We start from the raw sequence: 21,825 nt of genomic DNA on the forward strand, positions 1-21,825 counted from the left end.
ACATCCCGTTCGTCCTGCGGCTCGAAGGCGACGTGAACGCCGACGTGCTGGAGCGCGGCATCCAGGAGATCGTCCAGCGCCACGAAGCACTGCGCACCACCTACGACGTCGTGGACGGCCGCCCCGTGCAGCGCTTCCACGCGCACATGCGCGTCCCGCTCACCCGCGTGGAGCTGCGCGGCCCCATGGAGACGCGCGAACCCGAGGCCATGCGGCTCGCTCGCGAGGACGCCGCCAGGCCCTACGACCTCGTCAACGGCCCCGTCGTGCGCACCACCCTGGTCCGCCTGGATACGCGGCTGCACATGCTGATGGGCGGCATCCACCACATCGTCAGCGACACGCTCTCCATCGCGCTCTTCGTCCAGGAGCTGGTCCACCTCTACAACGCGTTCCTCCAGGGACGTCCGTCTCCCCTGCCCCCGCTGCCCCTGCAGTACGCGGACTTCGGTGCGTGGCAGCGCCACAGCATCGCGGGCAACCGGCTGCCGGAGCAGGACCAGGGCTGGCGGCAGCGGCTGGCCGGCATGCCGCGCAAGCTGGACCTGCCCACGGACCGCCCGCGCCCCCCGGAGAGCCCGCTCACCTCCGCGCGCATGAGCGTGGACTTCCCGCCCACGCTCGCCCGCGACCTCACGGCCTTCACGCGCCGCGAGGGCTTCACCGGCTACATGACCGTGCTCGCCGCGTGGCAGGCGCTGTTGCACCGCTACAGCGGGCAGACGGACGTCATCGTCGGCACGCCCATCGCCAACCGCACGCGGCCGGAGCTGCTGCCGCTCATCGGCTACGTGGCGCACTCGGCGGCGTTCCGCACGCGCTTCACGGACGGGCTCACGTTCCGCGACCTGCTCGCCCAGGTGCGTGACGAGGTCGCCGACGCGCAGACGCGTCCCGACGTTCCCTTCGAGTACCTGGTGGAAGCCCTCATCCCGGGCAAGGACATCGGCCGCGGCCGCATGACGGACTCCGTGTTCGTCTACCACACGGGCGCGGGCGCCGGCGCGACGACGCTGGAGCTCACCGGCCTGCGCGGCTCACTGGTGGAGGTGCCGGGCACGCCCGTGCAGTGGGGCGCCACCCTGGCGGACCTCACGCTCGTGCTCTCCGAGGCCCCCGGCCGCGTCCACGGCGCGCTGGAGTACGCGACGGAGCTGTTCGACGCGTCCACCGTGTCGCGGCTCGTGGCGCACTTCGAGGTGTTGCTGGCCGCCGCGCTCGCCCGGCCCGAGACGCCCGTCTCCCACCTGCCCCTGGCCACGGAGGCCGAGCGCCGCGCCTGGCCCGCGCCCCGGGCCTCGCAAGGCTTCACCTCCGTGCCCGCCCTCCTCGCGGAGCGGCGCGCGCGCCACGCGGACGCCACCGCCGTCTCGCGCGGGGACACGCACTGGACCTGGGCCGAGCTGGGCTCGCGCGCGGACGCGCTGGCCTCGCGCTTGAAGACCCTGGGCGTGACGGCCGGGACGCCGGTGGCCGTGTGCCTGCGCTCGTCGCCGGAGAAGCTGGCCGCGCTGTGGGGCGTGCTGGCCGCCGGTGGCGCGGGCATCGCGCTGGGCCCCGCGGACCTGGGGCAGCTGCCCGTCTACGCGCTGGAAGGCGCCCGCGTGCCGGTGCTCGTCACCACGCGCGCGCTGGTGACCTCGGTGCGCGTGGAGGCCTCGCGCGTCGTGTACGTGGAGGACGTGGAGGCTTCGGGCGCACCCGCCCACACGGCCGGTGACGCGCAGGCCCTGGCGTGGCTGCTGCCCACGGGTTCGGGCCAGCCCGCGTGGGCGCTGGGCCACCGTGAGCTGTCGGAGTTCTTCACCGGCCTGGACGCGCGGCTGTCCCCGCCGGATGGCGGCGCGTGGCTGTCCGCGAGCGAAGCGTCCGCGGATCGGCCGGAGCTCGAAGCCCTGTGGGCGCTCACGCGCGGGCTGCGCGTGGTGTACCCGCCGGAGCGCATCACCGCGGGGCTGGTGAGCCTGGGCGGCGGCGGGCCTCGCGCGAAGGCGATGGACCTGAGCCTCATCTACTTCGCCAACGACGAGGACACGCTCCAGGGCCCGAAGTACGAGCTGCTGCTGGAGGGCGCGAAGTTCGCGGACGCGAACGGCTTCTCCGCCGTGTGGACGCCGGAGCGGCACTTCCACTCCTTCGGCGGTCTGTACCCGCAGCCGGCCGTGGTGTCGGCGGGTCTGGCCACCATCACGAAGCACCTGCACCTGCGCTCCGGCAGCGTGGTGCTGCCGCTGCATGATCCGCTGCTCATCGCGGAGCAGTGGTCCGTGGTGGACAACCTGTCCCAGGGCCGCGTGGGCCTGTCCGTGGCCACGGGCTGGCACACGCAGGACTTCACCTTCGCGCCGGCCAACTTCGAGAAGCGCCGCGAGATCCTCGTGGAGAAGCTGGCCACGCTGCGCGCGCTGTGGCGCGGAGAGCGGTTCAAGCGCCCCGGCGGCGCGGGCACCACGATGGAAGCGGTGCTGCGGCCCAAGCCCGTGCAGAAGGAGCTGCCGGTGTGGCTCACCGCCACGTCCAACCCGGAGACCTTCCGCATGGCGGGTGAGCTGGGCGCGGGCGTGCTCACCGGCCTGCTGTCGCACTCGCTGGAGGAGATGAAGCCGAAGATCGCCCTGTACCGTGAGGCGTGGCGCCGCAATGGCCACCCGGGGCGCGGCCACATCACCTGCATGCTGCACACGTACCTGGGCGACGACGACCAGGAGGTGCTGCGCCTCGTGCGCAAGCCGCTGCTCGCGTACTTCCGCAGCTCGGTGGACATCGTCACGTCGCTGCTGCTCACCCAGGGCTACCAGGGCGAGATCAAGAAGCTGTCCGCGGAGGACATCGACGCGCTGCTGGAGCACACGTTCGAGAACCACGCCAAGACGACGGGCCTCGTGGGCACGGTGGACGGAGCCCTCAAGCGGCTGCGCGACGTGCGCGCGGCGGACGTGGACGAGGTGGCGGCCCTCATCGACTTCGGGCTCGACACGCCGGTGGTGCTGGAAGGACTGCGCCGGCTGGCCGTGGTGCGCGAGCGCATGGACGCGGAGGCCGCCGTCCGCCAGGAGCAGGTGCTGGTGGAGGCGGAGGCCGGCGTGGAAGGCCTGCTGGAGCTGGCGCGCGCGTCCGGCGCGGTGCTGGTGCACACGTCGGCCCGCCTGGCGCGCACGCTGAGCGAGCTGTCCGGTGCGCGTGAGTCGCTGGCCCACGTGGGCGCCCTGGTGGTGGAGGGCGCGTCCGTGGAGCTGGGCGCGGCGCTGCACCGGGCCGCGGGCGTGGAGGTGTGGCTGTCCGGTGACGCCCAGGAGGGCGCGCTCCTGCCGCGCACGCCGCGCGAGCGCATCCCCGCGAACCTCCAGACGTGGGTGCTGGACACGGCGGGACAGCCCGTCCCCGCGGGCGTGGTGGGCGAGCTGGCCCTCGCGGGTGCGGGTCTTCCCACCGCGCTGTGGCGCGCGGGCGATGAGGAGCACCGCCGCCTGGTGCCGCACCCCCGAGAGGCCGCGGCCCGGCTGTACCGCACGGGCCGCCACGCCCGGCTGCGCGCGGATGGCCGCGTGGAGCCCGTGGCGTCGCCGTCGCGCCTGCCGCCTCCGCCCGTGGCGCGTCCCGCCGTCGTGGAGGCACCGCGCCCCGTGGCGCCCGTCGCCGCGCGTCCCGCCGCCCCGGTCGTGAACGAGGGCCCGCCGCCCATCCCGCGCGTGGGCCGCGACCGGCCGCTGCCCCTGTCCTTCGCGCAGCAGCGCCTCTGGTACCTCCAGCAGTTGGAGCCCGGAAGCGGCACGTACAACAACCCGACCCTCTTCCGCCTCGTCGGGGACCTGGACGCGGACGCGCTCCAGGCCGCGCTGGACGCGCTGGTGGCCCGGCATGAGGTGCTGCGCAGCACGTACACGCTGGACGGCGATCGCGCGGTGCAGGTCATCCACCCGCCGCGCGGCATGGCGCTCCAGCGCCGGGACGTCCCGGGCGACACGCCCGAGGCCCGCGAAGCGGAGATGCAGCGCTTCTGCAAGGCGTACGCGCTGCTGCCCTTCGACCTGGAGCAGGGCGTGCTGCGCGCGACGCTGCTGCGCCTGGAGCCCCAGGTGCATGTGCTGGCGCTCATCTTCCACCACGCGGTATCCGACGCGTGGTGCAACATGGTCATCGCGCACGACCTGACCGCGAACTACGCGGCGTTCCACGCGGGCCAGCCGTCACCCCTGCCGGAGCTGCCGGTGCAGTACGCGGACTACGCCGTGTGGCAGCGCGAGTGGCTGGGCGGCGGCGAGCTGGAGTCGCAGCTCGCCTGGTGGAAGCAGCAACTGGCCGGGGCGCCCAACCTGGAGCTGCCCACGGACCGGCCGCGTCCCGCCGTCATCTCCTTCGCGGGCGCGCGGCACCGCTTCACGCTCCCGCCAGAGGTCGTCACGCCGCTGCTCGCGCTGGGCCGCCGCAACGGCGCCACCACGTTCATGGTGATGATGGCGCTCTTCCAGACGGTGCTGTCGCGCTACTCCGGCCAGGAGGACTTCGTCGTCGGCACGCCCATCGCGGGCCGCACGCGTCCGGAGGTCGAGTGGCTGATGGGGTGCTTCATCAACACCCTGCCCTTCCGCTCGAAGCTGTCCGGCCTGCCGTCCTTCGTGGAGCTGCTGGGCCGCGTGCGCGCCCAGGCACTGGAGGCCTACGCGCGCCAGGACGCCCCGTTCGAGCGCGTGCTGGACGTGCTCCAGTTGCCGCGCGACCTGAGCCGCACGCCGCTGTTCCAGGTGAGCATCAACGTGGTCAACACGCCGGAGGCCAAGGCGCGCCCCGCCGGCCTGGAGCTGAGCGGCGTGGACGTGCCGTCCGATACGTCAAAGTTCGACCTGGGCCTGGAGGTGCTGGAGGGCCGCGACGGCTTCACCTGCCGCCTGGAGTACTCCACCGCCCTGTTCGACGCGGCCACCATCGAGCGCCTGGCGGAGCACCTGGTGGGCCTGGCGCGCGAGATCGTCGCCAGCCCGCGGACGCCCGTCGCCCTGCTGCCGCTCTTGGGTGACGCCGAGCGCCAGCAGGTGCTGGGCGCCTGGAACGACACGTTCCGCGACTACCCGCACGACGCCTGCATCCAGGACCTCTTCGCCCGTCAGGCCGCGCTGCGCCCGGACGCGGTGGCGCTGGAGTTCGGCAAAGAGCGCCTGACGTACGCGCAGCTGGACGCGCGCACGAACCAGTGGGCGCACCTGCTGCGCGAGCACGGCGTGGGCCCGGACGTGCTGGTGGCGGTCTGCATGGACCGCTCCGTGGAGCTCATCGTCTCCCTGCTGGCCATCCTCAAGGCGGGCGGCGCGTACCTGCCGCTGGATGCGTCCTACCCGGCGTCGCGCCTGACCGCGATGCTGGAGGACGCGCCCGCGAAGCTGCTGCTCACCACGCGCAAGACGCGCGAGTCGCTGCCCCTGCCGGCGGAGCTGCCGTCCCTCTTCGTGGAGGAGGCGCCCGTCGCTGGCCTGCCCACGGCGCCCGTCGTCGCGGGGACGCACTCGCGCCACCTGGCCTACGTGGACTTCACGTCCGGCAGCACCGGGCGCCCCAAGGGCGTCGCGGTGGAGCACCGCTCCGTGATGCGCCTGCTGCATCACCCGAGGTTCGGGAACCTGGGGCCGGACGAGACCTTCCTGCTCGTCGCGCCCATCTCCTTCGACCCGACGACGCTGGAGATCTGGGGCCCGCTCGCGCACGGCGGCAAGCTGGCCGTGTTCCCGCCCACGTCGCCGTCGGACGTGGACCTGCTGGCCCAGGTCATCCAGCGCCACGGCGTCACCACGCTGCTGCTCACGTCGGGCCTCTTCACGCAGGTGGTGGACGTGAAGCTGGAGGCGCTGCGCGGCGTGAAGCGGGTGCTCGTGGGCGGCGACGTGGTGTCGCCCACGCACGTGCGCCGGGTGTTGGAGTCGGACCTGGGCACGGCGGTCGTCGCCTGCTACGGCCCGACGGAGTCGACCCTCTTCGCGTCCACCTACCCCGTGCCGGACGCGGCGTCGGTGGGCGGAACGATGCCCATTGGACGGCCCATCGCGCAGACGCAGCTCTACGTGCTGGACCGGCACGGGCAGCCGGTGCCCGCGGGCATCCCCGGCGAGCTGTACGTCGGCGGTGACGGCCTTGCTCGCGGCTACATCTCGCGGCCGGACCTCACCGCGGAGCGCTTCGTCCCGCACCCCTTCGCCTCCCGTCCGGGTGAGCGCCTGTACCGCACGGGCGACCTCGCGCGGTGGCGCCGCGACGGCGTGATGGACTTCCTGGGCCGCGCCGACAACCAGGTGAAGGTGCGCGGCTTCCGCATCGAACTGCCGGAGGTGGAGGCCGCGCTGCGCGCCCACCCGGACGTGCGCGAGGCCGTGGTCGTGGTGCGCGAGGACGCGCCCGGCGACAAGCGGCTGGTGGCCTACGTCGTCCCTCACGGCGCGGAGCCGGGCCAGGGCTCGCTGCGCGACTTCCTGCGGCAGCGGCTGCCGGAGTACATGCTGCCGTCCGCGTTCGTCGCGCTGGCGGCGATGCCGCTGACGTCGAACGCGAAGGTGGACCGCAAGGCCCTCCCCGCCCCCGGAGGCCAGCGCGCGTCCCGCAGGGAGTACGCCGCGCCGCGCACCCGCCTGGAGCGGACGCTGGCGGAGGTGCTGGGCCAGGTGCTGCGCGTGGAGCGCGTGGGCCTGGACGACAACTTCTTCGAGCTGGGCGGCGACTCCATCATCAGCCTCCAGGTCGTCGCGAAGGCGCGGCAGGCCGGCGTGCAGTTGCTGGTGAAGGACCTCTTCCAGCACCCCACCCTGGGCGCGCTGGCGGCCGTGGCCCGTGAGAGCGCCACCAGCCTCGCGGAGCAGGGCCCGGTGGTGGGTGACGTGCCGCTCACCGCCATCCAGGCGGACTTCCTGGAGCGCGAGCCGACGCACGCGCACCACTTCAACCACGCCCTGCTGCTGCGGGCGCGCCAGCCGCTGGTGCCGGCGCACCTGGAGCAGGCCCTCCAGGCGCTCGGCGTCCACCACGACGCCCTGCGCATGAAGTACGTCCGGAACGCGGACGGCGCGTGGCGCCAGCGCGACCCGAGCCCCGACGAGGCCGCGCTCACGCTGCGCCAGGTGGACCTCTCCGTGCTTCCGCCCGAGGCGCGTCTGGCCGCGATGGAGCAGGAGGCCACGCGCGCCCAGTCGACCTTCGACCTGTCCGCGCCGCCGCTCGTGCGCCCCGTGCTCTTCCACTTCGGGCCGGGCGAGGAGCAGCGCCTGCTGCTGGTCATCCACCACCTGGTGGTGGACACCGTGTCGTGGCGGATCCTCATGGAGGATCTGGAGACGGTCTACCGCCAGGTCCAGTCCGGCCAGGTCCCCACCCTGCCGGCGAAGACGACGTCCTTCCTGTCCTGGGCCCGCCGGCTGGAGACGCACGCGCTGTCGGACGTGCTCGGCTCCGAGCTGGCCTTCTGGCGGGACTCGGTGCGCGGTGACGTGGCCGCGCTGCCCACGGACGGTCCAGGCCCGCACACCTACGCGTCGCACCGTTCAGTGTTCGCCGAGCTGGACGCGGAGGAGACGCGGCTGCTGCTCCAGGAGACGCCCATCGCGTGGCGCGCGCGCATCGACGACGTGCTGCTGACGGCGCTCGCGCAGGCGATTGGCGAGTGGACGGGCAAGCCGGATGTCCTCATCGACATGGAGGGCCACGGCCGCGAGGAGCTGTTCTCGGACGCGGACGTGTCCCGCACCGTGGGCTGGTTCACGTCCCTCACGCCGGCCCTGCTGCGGCTGCCGGCGCAAGGCTCGCTGGGCGACCGGCTGCGCGCCGTGCGCGACACGCTGAGCGCGTGGCCGAACAAGGGCATCGGCTTCGGGCTCCTGCGCCACCTGGGGCCGCCGGAGGCTCGGGCCGCGCTGACCGCGCTGCCGCGGGCACAGGTGTCCTTCAACTACCTGGGACAGCTGGACGGCGCGACGGGCGCGAGCACCCTCTTCGCCCTGAGCGACGAGGGCGTGGGGCCCAACGTGGCGCCCCAGGCCGTGCACCCGCATGTGCTGACGGTGGAGGGCGCGGTGTCCGGCGGACAGCTTCGCCTGAACTTCGGCTACAGCACCCTGCTGCACCACGAGGAGACGGTGCGCGCGGTGTCCCAGCGCTTCCTGTCCACGCTGCGGGAGCTCATCGCCCAGCGCCACTCGGAGGACTCGCGCCGGCGGACGCCGAGCGACTTCCCGCTGGCGCGCCTGTCCCAGGCCGCGCTGGACGCGGTGCTGGCGGCGCAGGGGCCCACGGTGGAGGACCTCTTCCCGCTCTCCGCGCTGCAGGAGGGCATGCTCTTCCACGCCCTCCAGGATCCGCACGCGGGCTACTACTTCGAGCACACCGCGTGGTCCATCCACTCGGACGTGGACATCTCGCTGTTCCAGCGGACGTGGCAGACAGCGGTGGACCGCAACCCCATCCTGCGCACCGCCTTCGTGTCCCAGGACCTGGCGTCGCCGCTGCAAGCGGTGCACTCGCACGTGGCGCTGCCTTTCGAGGTCCATGACTGGCGCCACCTGCCGGAGGACGCGAAGAAGGCCGGGCTGGAGCGGCTCATCGTCGTGGACCGCGCGCGCGGCTTCGACGTGTCGCGCGCGCCGCTGAGCCGGATGACGGCGGTGCGGCTGGCGGACGCGCAGTGGCGCTTCATCTGGAGCCACCACCACCTGCTGTTCGACGGCTGGAGCCTGGGCCTGTTCTTCCAGGAGGTCTTCGCCATCTACGACGCCCTGCGCGCCGGGACGCCGCTGCCTCCCTCCGGCCGGCCGCCGTATCGCGACTACATCGCGTGGCTGGGACAGCGCGACCTCGTGGAGGACGAGCGCTTCTGGCGCAACCAGCTCCAGGGCCTGACGGCGCCCACGCCCGTGCCCGCCATGCGCCCCGTGGCCACGGTCGCCTCGGGCACCGTGAACCAGCCCATCCTCGGGGTGACGATTCCGGAGGCGCGCAGCGCGGCGCTGGAGTCCTTCGCCAAGCGGCATCAGCTCACGCTCAACACCCTGGCGCAGGCCGCCTGGTCGCTGGTGCTGGCGCGCCACGCCGACACGCGCGACGTCATCTTCGGCACCACGCTGGCGGGACGTCCGCCGGAGCTGGCGGGCTCGGAGGCCATGCTGGGCCTGCTCATCACCACGCTGCCGGTCCGCATCGCGCTGCCGGATGACAGCGCGCCCGTGCTGCCCTGGCTCAAGGACCTCCAGGTGAAGCTGCTGGGCATCCAGCAGCACCAGCACACGCCGCTCGTCACCGCGCACGGGTGGAGTGACATCCCCCGAGGCGTGCCGCTCTTCCAGTCGCTGCTCGTCTTCGAGAACTTCCCCTTCGACGAATCGCTGCTGCGCCGCTCCACCGCGCTGGACCTGCGCGACCTGCAGATGGGCGAGAGCATCAACTACCCGCTGGCGGCGACGGTGCTCCCGGGCCGTGAACTCCAGCTGCACCTGGCCTACGACGAGAACCGCTGCGACGCGGAGGCCGTGCAGCGCGTGCTGGGCCAGTGGCACCAGGCGCTGGAGACCCTCATCCAGCCCGAGGCCCGGCTGGCCGACGTGTCCCTCCTCCCGGCCGAGGACCGCGCGTGGCTGCTGCGCACCGGCCGCGGTGACGTCGCGGAGTTCGAGCGCGAAGCCACCGTGCACGCGCGCTTCGAGCGGCAGGCCGCCGCGACGCCGGACGCGGATGCCGTGGTGTTCGGAGAGACGACGCTCAGCTACCGGCAGCTCGACACGCGCGCCAACCAGCTCGCGTGGCACCTGCGCTCGCTGGGCGTGGGCCCTGAAGTCAGGGTGGGCCTGTGCCTGGAGCGCTCGACGGAGGCCATCGTCGCGCTGCTGGCGGTGCTCAAGGCCGGTGGCGCCTTCGTGCCTTTGGATCCGTCCGCACCCGCCGCGCGCAAGTCGTTCCTGCTCAAGGACAGCGGCGCGTCCGTGCTCGTGACGACGCAGGCCCAGGAAGAAGCGTGGCGTCCGGACGTGCCCCACGTGGTGCGGGTGGACGACGAAGCGGTCCGGCAGTCGGACCGGTTGGAGAGCCCACCGGCACTGACCGGGTCGGGGAACCTCGCCTACGTCATCTACACCTCGGGCTCCACGGGTACGCCCAAGGGCGTGATGGTGCAGCACCGCTCCGTGCTCAACCTGCACGGCGCGCTGACGCGGAGCATCTACGCGGGCCTGCCGCGCGGCCAGCGCATCACCGTGAACGCGCCGCTGTACTTCGACGCGTCCATCGAACAGGTGCTCCAGCTGCTGGATGGCCACTGCCTGTGCATCGTCCCGGAGGACGTGCGCGTGGATCCGGAGGCGATGCTCGCGTGGCTGGAGCGTCAGCGCATCGACGCGCTGGACTGCACGCCGTCGCAGCTCAAGCTCCTGCTGTCCGCGGGGTTGCTGGAGCGCACCCACGTCCCTGCCCTGCTCTCCGTGGGCGGCGAGGCGATGGACGAGGTGACGTGGAGGCAGCTCGCCGCGACGAAGCGCACGCGCGCGTTCAACGGCTACGGCCCCACGGAGGTCACCGTGGACGCGACGACCTGGGCCCTCCAGGACGCGTCCCAGCCGGTGCCCGTCATCGGGCGGCCGGTGGACAACCTGCGCGCCTACGTGCTCGACGCGAAGCTGCAGCTGGTGCCCATCGGGACGCCGGGCGAGCTGTGCTTCGCCGGTGAAGGCGTCACGCGCGGCTACCTGGGCCAGCCCTCGCTCACCGCGGAGCGCTTCCTGCCGGATCCGTTCAGCGACGCGCCCGGCGCGCGCCTCTACCGCACGGGCGACAAGGCCCGCTGGCGCGAGGACGGCACGCTGGAGTTCATGGGCCGCCTGGACTTCCAGGTGAAGCTGCGCGGCTACCGCATCGAGCTGGGTGAAATCGAGGCCACGCTGCGCGCGCACCCGGGCATCCGGGACGCGGTGGCGCAGGTCCTCGGCGACCGACTCATCGCGTGGGTCGCTCCGCGGGTGGACACGTCGCACCTGGGCGAGCACGTGCGCCGCCACCTGCCGGAGTACATGGTGCCCGCCGCTTTCGTCGCGCTGGACGCCCTGCCCCTGACGCCCAACGGCAAGGTGGACCGCAAGGCGCTGCCCACGCCGGACGTCGCGCCGGCCACCGAGCGCGTCATCGAACCGCCCGCGACGCCGACGGAAGCAGCGCTCGCCCCCCTGTGGGCCGAGGTGCTGCGCGTCCCCGCCGTGGGCCGCCACGACGGCTTCTTCGAGCTGGGCGGCCACTCGCTGCTGGCCACGCAGTTGGTGTCGCGCATGCGCACGCACTTTGGGGTGGAGCTGCCCCTGCGCGCGCTCCTGGAGGGCCCCACGGTCGCGGCGCTGGCCGAGCGCATCGACGCGCTCCGGCAGGCCCAGCCGCAGGCCACCGAGGCCGCGGCATCCCCCACGTCCGCCCTGCCCGCGCTGGTCCGCGCGGAGCGGCCGGAGGTGCTGCCCCTGTCGTTCGCGCAGCACCGGCTGTGGTTCATCGAGCAGCTGGGCACGGCGGGCAACGCCTACAGCCTCCCGAGCATCCTGGAGCTGGACGGCACGCTGGACATCATCGTGATGCTGGCCGCGTTCGACGAACTGGTTCGCCGCCACGAAGCGCTGCGCACCACGTTCCGCTCGCACGAGGGCATGCCGTCGCAGGTCATCCACCCGCCCTTCCCCATGCCGCTGCGCAACGTGGACCTGTCCGCGCTGCCGACGGCGGAGGCTCGCGAGGAGGAGGCGTCGCGGCTGGCGCTGGAGGAGACGCGCACCCCGTTCGACCTGGAGCAGGGGCCGCTGTTCCGCGGGCTCCTCATGAAGCTGGGGCCCACGAAGCACCTGCTGCTGCTCAACACGCACCACATCATCTCCGACGGCTGGTCCACGGGCGTGCTGGTGCGGGAGATGGGGGCGCTCTACGCGGCCTTCTCCGCGGAGCAGCCCTCGCCGCTGCCGGAGCTGCCGGTGCAGGCCGCCGACCACGCGCTGTGGCAGCGCGGCTGGCTCCAGGGTGAAGTCCTGGAGTCGCAGGTCGAGTACTGGCGCGGGAAGCTGGAGGGCGCAGCGCCCTACCTGGAGCTACCCACGGACCACCCGCGTCCGGCCCGCCAGTCCTTCCGCGCGGGCGTGCAGCCCATGACGCTGCCGCGCGAGCTGAGCGAGGCGCTGGAGGCCCTGGCGAAGCAGACGGCCTCCACGCCCTTCATGGTGCTGCTGGCGGCGTTCCAGACGCTGCTGCACCGGTACGCGGGCCAGGAGGACGTGCTCGTGGGCTCGCCCATCGCGGGCCGCCGTCACGCGGAGGCCGAGGACCTCATCGGCTACTTCGCGAACACGGTGGTGCTGCGCACGCGGGTCCGCGACACGCTGCGCTTCCGCGAGCTGCTGGACGACGTGCGCGCCACCACGCTGGGCGCGTACGAGCACCAGGACCTGCCGTTCGAGAAGCTGGTGGAGGTGCTCCACCCGGAGCGCGACCTGGGCCGCACGCCGCTGTTCCAGGTGACCTTCACGCTGCAGAACTCGCCCATGCCGGAGCTGTCCCTGCCCGGCCTGACGCTGCGCCCCCGCGAGGCCAACCCGGAGACCATCCTCTTCGACCTCCAGTGCATCCTGATGCGGACGCCGGAAGGCTTCGACGGCGCGCTCGTCTTCAACCAGGACCTGTTCGAGCCGGCCACGGTGGCCGGCATGGCCGAGCAACTGCGCGTGCTGGTGGAGGCCGCCGTCCGCGCGCCGGACACGCGGCTGTCGCAGCTGCCGTGGCTCACGGAGGCGGAGCGTCAGCGGCTGCTCGTCGGGTGGAACGACACGGCCCGGGACTACCCGCGCGACGCGTCCGTGGCCGCCCTCTTCGCGGAGCAGGCCGCGCGCACGCCGGACGCCATCGCGCTGAAGGCCGGCGCGGAGACGCGCACGTACGCGGCGCTGGACCGCGCGTCGAACCAGCTTGCGCACCACCTGCGGCGCCAGGGCGTGCGGCCCGGCCACCGGGTGGGCGTGTGCGTGGAGCGCTCGTTCGACCTCGTCACGGGCCTGTTGGGCATCCTCAAGGCCGGCGCGGCGTACGTGCCGGTGGACGTGAAGGCGCCCGCGGAGCGCATCACCTGGATGCTCCAGGCGGCCAGCGTCAGCGTGCTCGTCACGCAGGAGACCCTGGCCGACGAGCTGCCCCAGGTGACGGACCTCCAGGTCCTGCTGGACGGTGACGCTGCCCAGATCGCACGTCAGCCGGAGACGGCGCTGGACCTCACGGTGCCCGCGGAAGCACTGGCCTACGTGATGTTCACGTCGGGCAGCACCGGCCGGCCCAAGGGCGTCAGCGTGCCGCACCGGGGCATCACCCGCCTGGTGCGCGGCGCGGACTTCATCCACTTCGGTCCCGGGGAGGTCTTCCTCCAGCTGGCGCCCGTCGCGTTCGACGCGTCCACGCTGGAGCTCTGGGGTGCGCTGCTCAACGGCGCGACGCTGGTGCTGGCGCCGCCCAAGGCGCTGTCGCTGGAGGAGACGGGCGCGCTCTTGCGGCGCGAGGGCATCACCACGCTGTGGCTCACCGCCGCCCTCTTCGAGCAGATGGTGCTGCACCAGGGCGACGCGCTGGCCCGCGTGAAGCAGGTGCTGGCGGGCGGCGACGTGCTGCCCGTGGAGCGCGTGCGCGAACACCTGAAGCGGCTGCCCGCGGGCGCGGTGCTGGTCAACGGCTACGGGCCCACGGAGAACACCACGTTCTCCGCCACGCACACGCTGCGCGCCGGGGACGCCGTGGGCCGCTCGGTGCCCATTGGCCGGCCGCTGACGAACTCCTCGGTGTACGTGCTGGACGCGGCGCTCCAGCCCGTGCCGCCGGGCGTGCCGGGCACGCTGCACGTCGGCGGAGACGGCCTGGCCTGGGGCTACCTCCAGCGCCCGGACCTGACCGCCGAGCGCTTCATCCCCCACCCCTTCGCCACGCAGCCCGGAGCGCGCCTCTACGACACCGGCGACCGCGTGCGCTGGCGCCGCGACGGGACGTTGGAGTTCCTGGGCCGCACCGACTTCCAGGTGAAGCTGCGCGGCTTCCGCGTGGAGCCGGGCGAGATTGAAGCCGTGCTCCGCCAGGCGCCGGAGGTCGACGAGGCGGTGGTCGTGGTGCGCGAGGACGTGCCGGGCGACCGGCGCCTCGTGGCCTACGTCGTGTCCAGCGAGGAAGAAGGCGTCGACACGAACGCGCTGCGTGCGGCCGTGCAGAAGCAGCTGCCGGAGTACATGGTGCCGTCGGCCATCGTCGTCCTGCCGAAGCTGCCGCTGAGCCCCAACGGCAAGGTGGACCGCAAGGCCCTGCCCGCGCCGCAGGTCCGCGCCGCGGATCCGGCCGCGTCCGCCGCCCCCCGCAGCGCGCTGGAGAAGGCGCTCGCGGACATCTGGGCGGAGGTGCTGCACCTGGAGACCGTGGACATCCACGGCGACTTCTTCGAGCTGGGTGGGCACTCGTTGCTGGCCACGCAGGTGGTGTCGCGCATCCGCGCGTCGCTGGGCGTGGAGCTGCCGCTGGGCGAGCTGTTCCGCGCGCCCACGGTGGCGTCGCTGGCGGAGCGGCTGGTGGACGCGCGCCGCACGCAGGCCCCGCCGCTGGTCCGCGCATCGAGGACGGCCCCGCCGCCGCTGTCGTTCGCGCAGCAGCGCCTGTGGTTCATCGACCAGCTGGAGTCGGGCAGCCCGCTCTACAACATGCCCCTGGCGCTGAACCTCATCGGCGACCTGGACGTGGACGCGCTGCGCGCCAGCCTGGACGCGCTGATGGCACGGCATGAGTCCCTGCGCACGACGTTCCGCATGGAGGCCGGCAAGCCGGTGCAGGACATCCACCCGGAGGGCCGCGTCCCGCTGGAGCTGGTGGACCTGACGGGCCTGGGCAGCCGCGCCGCGAAGCAGGCCGAGGCCCAGCGCCTGGGCCACGCGGAGACGCTGCGCCCGTTCGACCTGAAGCGCGGCCCGGTCATCCGCGCCCTGCTGCTGAAGCTGGACGCGCGCGAGCACCTGCTGGTGCTGCATCTGCACCACATCGTGTCCGACGGTTGGTCGCTGGGCATCCTCGTGCGGGAGGTCACCGCGCTCTACGAGGCCCGCCGCGCCGGACGTCCCCCCGCCCTGCCGGAGCTGCCGGTGCAGTACGCGGACTTCGCCGTCTGGCAGCGCGGCTGGCTCCAGGGCGGCGTGCTGCAAGCGCAGGTGGAGTGGTGGAAGCACCAGCTCTCCGGTGCGCCGTTCGTGCTGGACGTGCCCACCGACCGGCCGAGGACCGCCACCGCTTCGCAGCGTGGCGGACTCATCCGGGTGACGCTGCCGCGCGCCCTTGCCGAGCGCGTGGATGCGCTGGCGCAAGCCGAGGGCGCCACGCCGTTCATGGCGCTGCTGGCGGCGTTCCAGGCCGTGCTGTCGCGCATGTCCGGACAGGACGACGTGCTGGTGGGCTCGCCCATCGCGAACCGCCGCCACGCGGAGACGGAGGGCCTCATCGGCTTCTTCGTGAACATGCTGGTGCTGCGCGGCCGCTTCGGCGCACGGACGACGTTCCGTGAGCTGCTGGCCCAGGTGCGCGCCACCACGCTGGGCGCGTACGAGCACCAGGACATCCCCTTCGAGCACCTGGTGGAAGCGCTCCAGCCCGAGCGCGACCTGGGCCGCACGCCGCTGTTCCAGGCGATGTTCGCGCTCCAGAACGCGCCCGTGTCGGAGCTGTCGGTGCCCGGCCTGTCCGTGACCCCGGCCCTCGTCGAGGGTGAGTCGCTGTCCCAGTTCGAGCTGGCGCTGGACCTGCACCGGACCGGCGACGGCTACGAGGGCGGCTTCCGCTACGCTGCGGACCTCTTCGACGCCAACACCATCGAGCGGTTCGTCGCCCACCTGCGACGGCTGCTGGAGGCCGTGTGCGACGCGCCCGACCTGCCGCTGGCGGACGTGTCGCTCGTCTCGCCGGAGGAGCTGGTGCGGCTGGTGCGCACCGGCAGCGGCGAGTGGGTGGAGTTCGAGCGCGACGCCACGCTGCACGGCCTCATCGAGCGGCAGGTGGCGCGTACCCCGGACGCCCCGGCCGTCGTGTTCGGAGAGACGACGCTGACGTACCGGCAGCTCGACACGCGGGCGAACCAGCTCGCGTGGCGGCTGCGCTCCATGGGCGTGGGCCCCGAGGTCCGGGTCGCCCTGTGCCTGGAGCGCTCGGTGGAGGCCATCCTCGCGTTGCTCGCGGTGCTCAAGGCCGGCGGCGCGTTCGTGCCGTTGGATCCTTCCGCCCCGTCGGCGCGCAAGGACTTCGTGCTGCGCGACAGCGGCGCGGCCGTGCTCGTCACCACCGAGGCCGCGTGCGGCGACTGGAGCCCCTACGGCGCCCAGGAGCTGTGGCTGGACGTGGAGCAGGCCGGCCTGGGGGCCCTCTCGCATGAGCCCCTGCCCGCGCTGACGGGCCCGGAGCATCTGGCGTACGTCCTCTACACGTCGGGCTCCACGGGCACGCCCAAGGGCGTGATGGCGCAGCACCGCTCCGTGCTCAACCTGCACCGGGCCATGGGCCGCGCGCTCTACGCGGGCCAGCCCCGGGGCCAGCGCGTCACCGTCACCGCGCCGCTGTACTTTGACGCGGTGATGGAGCGGGTCATCCGGCTCATCGACGGCCACTGCCTGTACGTCGTCCCGGACGCGCTGCGCCTGGATCCGGAGGCGATGCTCGCGTGGCTGGAGCAGCACCGCATCGACTCGCTGGACTGCACGCCCGCGCAGCTCAAGCCGCTGCTGGCGGCCGGGCTGCTGGAGCGCGCCTGGGTGCCGCCGCACATCGTGCTGGGCGGTGACGCACTGGACTCCGAGTCGTGGCGGAAGCTGGCCGCGACGGACCGCACGCGCGCCTTCAACGCGTACGGCCCCACGGAGTGCACCGTCGGCACGACGACCGCGCCCATCCAGGGCAACCCCCGGACGGAGCCCGTCATCGGCCGTCCGCTGGCGAACCTGAACGCGTACGTGCTGGACGCGCGGCAGCGCCTGGTGCCCTTCGGCACGCCGGGCGAGCTGTGCTTCTCCGGCGAAGGCATCACGCGCGGCTACCTGGGCCGGCCGGACCTGACCGCCGAGCGCTTCCTGCCGGATCCGTTCAGCGCGGAGCCCGGCGCCCGCCTCTACCGCACGGGTGACAAGGCCCGCTGGCGGCCGGACGGCACGCTGGAGTTCATGGGCCGCCTGGACTTCCAGGTGAAGCTGCGCGGCTTCCGCATCGAGCTGGGCGAAATCGAAGCCACGCTGCGCACGCACGCCGCCGTCCGCGACGCGTTGGCGCTGGTGCGCGAGGATGTCCCGGGAGACCGGCGCCTCGTGGGCTACGTGGTGACGGACGCCGACACGGAGTCCCTGCGCGAGCACCTGCGCCGGCACCTGCCGGAGTACATGGTGCCGTCCGCGCTGGTCACCCTGCCCTCGCTGCCGCTGACGCCCAACGGCAAGGTGGACCGAAAGGCCCTGCCCTCGCCGGAGGCGCAGCTGCGCGCCGCGCGCTCGTACGAGGCCCCGGCGACGCCCGCGGAGGTGGCCCTGGCCTCGCTGTGGGAGGAGCTGTTGAACGTCCCCGTCGTGGGGCGCAACGACCACTTCTTCGAGCTGGGCGGCCACTCGCTGCTGGCCACGCAACTGGTCTCCCGCATCCGCGCCCGCTTCGGCGTGGACGTGGGCGTCCGGGCGCTGTTCGAGTCCCCCACCGTGGCAGCACTGGCCCAGCGGCTGCCGGACGCACCGGAGGCCAGCGCCCTGCCGCCGCTGCGCCCCGCCGCGACGCCCGGTCCGCATCCGCTGTCGTTCGCGCAGCAGCGGCTGTGGTTCATCGATCAGCTCGACCCGGGCAGCGCGCTCTACAACATGCCCACCGCGCTGCGCCTCTCCGGCGCGGTGGACGTGCCCGCGCTCCAGCAGGCCTTCGACGCCCTGGTCCAGCGCCACGAAGGGCTGCGCACCACGTTCGAGTCCCACGACGGCGAACCCCGCCAGCACGTGCACCCCGCCCCCACCGGAGTCCTGTCGGTGGTGGACCTCACGGGGCTGTCCGACGAAGCGCGCGAGGCGGAGACGCTGCGCCTCGCGAGCGAGGACGCGCTGACGCCCTTCGACCTGGCCACGGGTCCGCTGGCACGCCTCACGCTCCTGAAGCTGGGCGAAGAGGAGCACGTGCTGCTCCTGTGTCTGCACCACGCCATCGGCGACGGCTGGTCCATGAGCATCCTCGTGCGCGAAGTCACCGCGCTCTACGAGGCCTTCCGGCAGGGCCAGCCCTTGCCGCTGGCCCCGCTGCCGGTGCAGTACCCGGACTTCGCCGTCTGGCAGCGCGGCTGGCTCCAGGGCGAGGTGCTGGACGCGCAGCTCGCCTGGTGGACGCAGCAGTTGGCCGGAGCCCCGCAGGCACTGGCGCTGCCCACGGACAAGCCGCGTCCGCCGCAGCGCTCCGCTCGCGGTGCGACGTTCCCGGTGCGCCTGTCGCAGGCGTTGAGTGAAGCCGTGGAGGCGCTGGCGCAGCGTGAAGGCGCCACGCCCTTCATGGTGCTGCTCGCGGCCTTCCAGACGCTGCTGCACCGGTACTCCGGTCAGGAGGACCTGCTCGTCGGCACGTCCATCGCGGGCCGGCGCCACGCGGAGACGGAGGGGCTCATCGGCTTCTTCGTCAACACGCTGGTGCTGCGCGCGCGGTTCGACGGCAGCCCGTCGTTCCGCAAGCTGCTCGCGCAGGTGCGCACCACGACGCTGGGCGCGTACGAACACCAGGACATCCCCTTCGAGCGGCTGGTGGAGGCCGTGCAGCCCACGCGCGACCTGTCGCGCACGCCGCTCATCCAGGCCCTCTTCGCGCTCCAGAACGTGCCGGACTCCGAGGTGCGCCTGCCGGAGCTGACGCTGCGCCCGGTGGAGGTGGACCTGCCCACGACGAAGTTCGACCTGGACCTGACGCTCGGCCGCACGGAGCGCGGCTTCGAGGGCGTCCTGTCCTACGCCACGGACCTCTTCGAGCCCGCCACCGCGCGCCGGCTGTCGGAGCACCTGGTCCAACTGCTGGAGGGCGCCGTCGCGAAGCCGGACGCCGCCGTGGACACCCTGCCCCTGCTGACGGCCGAGGAGCGCCAGTGGGTGCTGGAGGAGTGGAGCGGCGAGACGGCCGACTTCGAGGGCGACCTGCCCTTCCACACGCGCTTCGAGCAGCAGGTGACGCGCACGCCCAAGGCCCCGGCCGTGGTGATGGGCGACACGTCCGTGTCGTTCCACCAGCTCAACGTGCGCGCGAACCAGTTGGCGCACTACCTGCGCTCACTGGGTGTGGGCCCGGACGTGCCGGTGGCGTTCTGCCTGGAGCGCTCGCCGGAGGCCATGGTCGCCCTGCTGGGCATCCTGAAGGCGGGCGGCGCGTACGTGCCGCTCGACCCGGCGGCCCCGGAAGCGCGCAGGGCCTTCGTCCTGGAGAACAGCGGCGCCCCGGTGCTGCTGACCACCCAGGCCCAGGTGGAGACGTGGCAGCCGGCGGTGCGGCACGTCGTGCGGCTGGACGTGGACGCCCGACGCATCGAGTCGTCCTCGCCCAGCAACCCGCGCTCGGGCGTGCGGCCGGAGCACCTGGCCTACGTCATCTACACGTCGGGCTCCACGGGCACGCCCAAGGGCGTGATGATCCAGCACCGCTCGCTGGCGCACTTCCAGCGCTCGCTGAAGGACGCCTGCTACACGCAGGCGCCCCCGGCGATGCGCGTGAGCTTCAACGCGCCGTTCTACTTCGACGCGTCCGTGGCCCAGTTGGTGCTGATGGCGGACGGCCACTGCCTGTGCCTCGTCCCGGAGGCGACGCGGCAGGATCCGGAGGCGATGCTTACGTGGGTGGAGCAGCAGCGCATCGACGTGCTGGACTGCACGCCGTCGCTGTTCAAGCTGCTGCTGGACGCGGGCTTCCTGGAGCGGCCGCACGTGCCGTCCATCTGCTTCATCGGCGGTGAGGCGATGGACGAGGTGACGTGGCGCGCGCTCGCGGCGACGAACCGCACGCGCGCCTACAACGCCTACGGCCCCACCGAGGGCACCGTGGCGTCGACCACGGAGCGCATCCAGGGCACGGCGCAGCCCACGCCCGTCATCGGCCGGCCCATGCTCAACGTGGGTGTGTACGTGCTGGACGCGAACCTGAACCCCGTGTCCGTGGGCGTCCCCGGTGAGCTGTTCATCGCGGGCGAAGGCCTGGCGCGCGGCTACCGGAACCGGCCGGACCTCACGGCGGAGCGCTTCATCCCCCACCCGTTCAGCACGGAGCCCGGGGCCCGCATGTACCGCACGGGCGACCGGGTCCGCTGGAAGCAGGACGGCACGCTCGACTTCATGGGACGCGTGGACTTCCAGGTGAAGCTGCGCGGCTATCGCATCGAGCCGGGTGAAATCGAAGCCGCGCTGCGCACGCACCCGGGCATCCGGGACGCGATGGTGCTGGTGCGCGAGGAAGTGCCGGGCGTGCAGCGCCTGGTGGCGTACGTGGCCCCGGAGGTGGACACCGCTCCGCTCCGAAGCCACCTCCAGCGCTCGCTGCCGGACTACATGGTGCCGGCCGCCTACGTCGCGCTGCCGGTGCTCCCGCTGACGCCCAACGGCAAGGTGGACCGCGCGGCGCTCCCCGCCCCGGTGGACGAGGCCGCGAACCCCGAAGCGCGCGTGGGCCCCAGGGACGAGCGGGAAGCGCTGCTCGCCAGCCTCTGGGCCGAAGCGCTGGGCGTGGCCGCGGTGGACGTGCGCACCAGCTTCTTCGAGCTGGGCGGACACTCGCTGCTCGCGGTGCGCCTGATGTCGGCGGTGAACCGGGAGACGGGCCAGAAGCTCCCGCTGTCGGCCCTCTTCCAGGCCCCCAGCGTGGAGCGGTTCGCGGTGCTGCTGGGCGAGAGCGCGGCGGCGGAGGAGCCGCAGCCCTTCACGCCGCTGGTGCCCTTCACGAAGGAAGGCGCGAGCACCGCGCCGCCGTTCTTCTGCGTGCACCCGGTGGGCGGCACGGTGCTGGCCTACGCGGAGCTCGCGCGGCGGCTGGGACCGGATCAGCCCTTCTACGGCCTCCAGGCCCGGGGCCTGGACGGCACGAACAACCCGCTGGACACCGTGGAGGCCCTGGCCGCCAGCTACGTGCGGGCGCTGCGAGAGGTCCAACCCCACGGGCCGTACCACCTGGGCGGCTGGTCCCTGGGCGGCGTCATCGCCTACGAGATGGCGTTCCAGCTCCGCGAAGCGGGCGAGGTCGTGGAGCTGGTGGCGCTCATCGACTCGTATGTGCCGGAGACGGTGCCGGACTCCGAGCCGGACCTGGACCGCACGCTGGCGGTGGGCCTGTTCGCGCAGGACCTGATGGGCGTGTCCCTGGCGGACCTGGCCGTGGACACGGCGGAGCTGGCGACGCTGGAGGCAGAGGCGGCGCTCGCGAAGGTGCTGGAGTCCGCGGCCCGGGCCGGAGCCCTCCCGCCCGGAGTGGACGCCCAGAGCGCAACGGGGCTGTTCCAGGTCTTCGAGGCCAACCTCGAAGCGGCCCGGCGCTACCACCCGCCCGCGATGGAGCAGCGCGTGCTGCGCTTCCAGGCCGAGGAGCTCGTGGACGACACGGGCACGGGTGACGGCGGCTGGACGGCGCTCGTGGGAGACCGGCTGGAGTCGCACCGCCTGCCGGGCACCCACTACACGCTGCTGCGCGAGCCGGTGGTGCAGGCCGTCGCGGAGCTGCTGGCGAAGGCGCTGCGCGGCGAGAAGTAGGCCCGCAACGAAGAACCCCGCTCCCTCCTTCGAGGGGGCGGGGTTTCGGGAACCGCGGTCA

Annotated in this window: 1 protein-coding gene (only partly in view); it reads left to right on the forward strand. The window is 73.1% G+C overall.

Going from position 1 to position 21,825, the window contains the following annotated elements; translation table 11 throughout:
• On the forward strand, window positions 1-21,764 hold the 3' portion of the coding sequence (locus JYK02_RS33175) for a non-ribosomal peptide synthase/polyketide synthase (RefSeq protein WP_207056922.1). 15,715 nt of this gene lie to the left of the window's left edge; only the last 21,764 of its 37,479 coding nucleotides appear in the window; the start codon falls outside the window, past its left edge; the stop codon is at window positions 21,762-21,764.
• Window positions 21,765-21,825: the final 61 nt, after the last annotated feature.

It is taken from the genome of Corallococcus macrosporus (genome assembly GCF_017302985.1).
Lineage (GTDB): Bacteria > Myxococcota > Myxococcia > Myxococcales > Myxococcaceae > Corallococcus > Corallococcus macrosporus_A.